Genomic DNA, 3423 nt, shown 5'->3' with positions numbered 1-3423 from the left:
ACCAGGATCACCACGGTGAGCATCTCGCCCGCGCCGGGAATGCCGATGTGTTCAAGCGTGGTGACAAAAGGCGACTTGCCCGGAGTCAGCTCGGTCCATGGCTGGGCCACGACGATGAAGAAGGTGGCCAGCACGAAGAACACCAGGATCCGCACCATCACCGTGTTGACCGCCTTGCGGATATTGCGCGATGGATCTTCCGACTCTGCCGCGGCCAGCGTCGCGACCTCGACACCGGTCATCGAGAAGATCACCACGACCACGCCGGTGAACAGCGCGCCCACGCCGTTGGGCAGGAAGCCCCCGTGCCGGGTCAGGTTGTCGAAGGTCGCGTTCGAGTCGGGCCAGAGGTGGAAGACATAGGCGCCGGCCACGACCAGAAACACCACGATGGCCGCCACCTTGACCCCCGCGAACCAGTACTCGGCCTCACCAAAGGAATGCACCGACATCAGGTTCAGCAGCGTCATGCTGACCATCAGCCCCAGGGCGATGACCCAGACGGGAATATCCGGCAACCAGCCATTGATGATCTGCCCGCCAACAACCGCCTCGAAGCCGACCACGATCACCCAGAAGTACCAGTACAGCCAGCCCGTCATGTAGCCCGCCGGACGTCCGAAGGCCATGCGGGCATAGTCGACGAAGGAGCCTTTGGTGGGATGCGCGGCGGCCATTTCGCCCAGCATGCGCATCACCAGGGCGACGATCAGGCCTGTGATTGCATAGGTGACGAAGGCGCCAGGCCCTGTGGAGGCGATAACAGCGCTGGAGCCCACGAACAGCCCCGCGCCGATCACCCCGCCAAGGGCGAGCATGCTGATGTGTCGCGTCTTGAGCGCACGCTTGAGGCGAGGGTCGTGCTCTGACTGGATAGGCACTGGGTGTCTCCTTTTATTATTAGAGTTCAACGCTTGGGCAGGAGATTAGTGCGGCTTGCAGGTGCAGAAAATCGTCAAATTTTCAGGTCGGAACACGGCGGTATGTACATTTGTATGAAAATGAACGTGTTTTATTCTGTGAGCGAGCGGCGAAGGCTGTGATAATGGAGGGCAATCACAAGGGCCATGCCATGCTGACCATCTCTGATAACGTGCATCTGCCCGATGCCGACATCGAACTGACATACATCCGCGCGCAAGGCGCAGGTGGGCAGAATGTCAACAAGGTGTCCAGCGCCGTGCACCTGCGCTTCGACATTCCCGCCTCGTCGCTGCCCGGGTTTTACAAGGAGCGGCTGCTGGCGCTGCGTGACAGTCGCATCACCGGCGACGGCGTGTTGATCATCAAGGCCCAACAGTACCGCACCCAGGAGCAGAACCGCGCTGACGCACTGGCGCGTCTTGCCGAGTTGATCATCACTGCCGGCAAGACCGAGAAGAAACGCCGTCCCACCAAGCCGACCCTCGGCTCGAAGACCCGCCGCCTCGAAGGAAAAGCCAGGCGCAGCACTGTCAAGGCGGGACGGGGCAAGGTGGACTTCTAGGCGCTGTACGAAATCCCGAGAAACCCGATCGTCGCGCCTCCAGCCCTGAGTTTTTGCAGAGTCCCCCGCCATCGAAGGAAAGATCTGGAAGATGACGCTCCCGCCCCGGCCACGCTCTGTTGTCCTGACTGACCGGCGCAGCCTGCTTCGTGAGCGTCCCTCAGTGACCGTGCAGTGATCCTTTCAGCGACTGCAACACCATCACCACCAGCACCACATTGAGTGCGCCGAGGCCGGTCAGCGTCAGCAGAACGCCCATGGCGCCGAAATGCTGGAAAAGGTAGCCACCCACAAGCGGCGTCAGGGCCTGACCTACCAACGATGGTCGGGACATCTTGCCCATGAGCGCGACGTACTGTGACGTCGGCATCATCGCCAGCGGCAACAGCCCCCGGACGATGGCCCGCAGCCCGTTGCCGCAGCCAAACAGCAACAATCCCACCGCCGTGACGGCGGGTGCCGTGGTGACGAGCAACAAGCCGACAGCAACAAGCGACGTGGAGATCAGGGCAGTCCAGATCGGATGGCGATTACGGGCCAGCATCTGCAGCACGCGAGCCGCCACCTGGCTTGGCCCGAGCAAGGCAGCGAGGCCGATGGCGGCCGTCAGTGAGTGGCCCATCCCCTGCAGCACAGCCACCAGCTGGACTGAAACGGCTGTCATGATGATCGCCCCCAGCGCGAAGATCCACGTCAGCAGCAGGAACACCCGGCGGTCCATGCTGGCGCCCTCCTTTACTGCCGTCGCGGCACGCTTCCCGAGCCTTCCACCCGCCGGCAGCACCCAAAGGTAAAGAGGCGCTACGACCAGCAGCAGGATCAGTGCATAGCCAACGCATGCGGCTCGCCACCCTATGTGTTCGATGGCAAAAGCCACCAGCGGCCAGGAGAGCGTGGTGGCGAAACCGGAGATCAGGGTAATGCCGGTGATGGCCTTGCCTGCCCGCTCGGCATACAGCGCCCCAAGCGTCGAAAACAGCGTTTCGTACAAGCCGCACGCCATGCCAACGCCGATGATCATCCACGCCAGCAGAAACACCGGCAGGGACTGGCTGACCGAGACCACCAACAGCCCGAGCGCGACGATGGCGCCGCTACTCGCCAACTGGGCCCGCCCGCCATAGCGGGCAACCAGCCGGCTGGAAAGCGGCGCCAGTAGCGCGGACACCATCAGACTGAGCGACAGGGCGCCGTACACCCACTGACTGTCCCAGCCCGTCTCGCGCATGATCGGGGTGGCCATGACAGCCAGGAGGAAGAACGAGCCGCCCCATACCAGGATCTGCAGAACGCCGAGGCAAATGATGCCGACGGCCCCAGGGAAACGAACTTCAGCGTTCAAATGACAACCTTAGGAGAGGAAATAATCCGGGCTATGCGGGGGTTGGCCGCTGACCCGCGATGCTGACCGCACCCCACCCGGCGCACGCGCTCAAGTCTAAAGGGCATGAGCAGACGCAGCTATAGAATCTTCCTCTACCAGTTATACCCAGACTGGTTTCTCTCCTCCCCGGTCAGGCCATGCAAGACCAGACCCGAGCGCTACCTGGCAGGTGCATGCGGCGTCACTGCGGGGACAGGTACGACTCCGTGGCCTCGACCTTCGCGTAGCCAAACTCGAACGCGGCCATCATCGCGGCATGCACCTGCTCGGCGGGTACGGAAACACCATTGAACGCCAGGTCCAGCGTCGCGCAGGCGTCATGCAGCACCGTGACGGCGTAGCCCATGTCCGCCGCGGCCCGGACGACGGCGTCAACGCACATGTGGCTCATCGCTCCCACGACCACCACTTCTTCGACGCCGCTGCCCTCTAGCCGAGACTTGAGGTCGGTATCGCGGAAGGAGTTGATGTGGTTCTTGACGATCACCGGCTCGTTTTCCAAGGGTGCCACTGCTGGCTGAATCTCCACGCCATGAGATCCTGGGACGAAAGC

General features: G+C 62.5%; 4 protein-coding genes. 1 reads left to right on the top strand and 3 read right to left on the bottom strand.

What is annotated here, in order from left to right; genetic code table 11:
* The coding region (locus VJS90_RS02485) for an amino acid permease (RefSeq protein WP_324118767.1) at positions 1–881 on the bottom strand (881 nt) is incomplete at its 3' end.
* A 191-nt stretch (positions 882–1072) separates the two neighbouring features.
* On the opposite strand from VJS90_RS02485, the gene arfB reads away from it, so the two are divergent.
* Positions 1073–1486 carry an alternative ribosome rescue aminoacyl-tRNA hydrolase ArfB gene (arfB, locus tag VJS90_RS02480; RefSeq protein WP_324118765.1) on the top strand — a complete coding sequence of 138 codons (414 nt, stop codon included), beginning with the start codon at positions 1073–1075 and terminating at the stop codon, positions 1484–1486.
* Between the two features lie 160 nt (positions 1487–1646).
* Here arfB and VJS90_RS02475 read toward each other — a convergent pair whose 3' ends face one another.
* Both VJS90_RS02475 and VJS90_RS02470 read right to left on the bottom strand, forming a co-directional pair.
* On the bottom strand, positions 1647–2828 hold the full coding sequence (locus tag VJS90_RS02475) for an MFS transporter (protein ID WP_324118763.1): 1182 nt from the start codon (positions 2826–2828) through the stop codon (positions 1647–1649).
* Positions 2829–3051: 223 nt separating this feature from the next.
* On the bottom strand, positions 3052–3423 hold a 372-nt coding region (locus VJS90_RS02470; RefSeq protein ID WP_324118759.1), incomplete at its 5' end, for an isochorismatase family protein.

The sequence above is a fragment of the Pseudomonas sp. genome (genome assembly GCF_035277045.1).
Classification (GTDB): Bacteria; Pseudomonadota; Gammaproteobacteria; order Pseudomonadales; family Pseudomonadaceae; genus Aquipseudomonas.
Note: the sequence above shows the minus strand (reverse complement) of the source record. Positions and strands in the feature narration are given on the sequence as shown.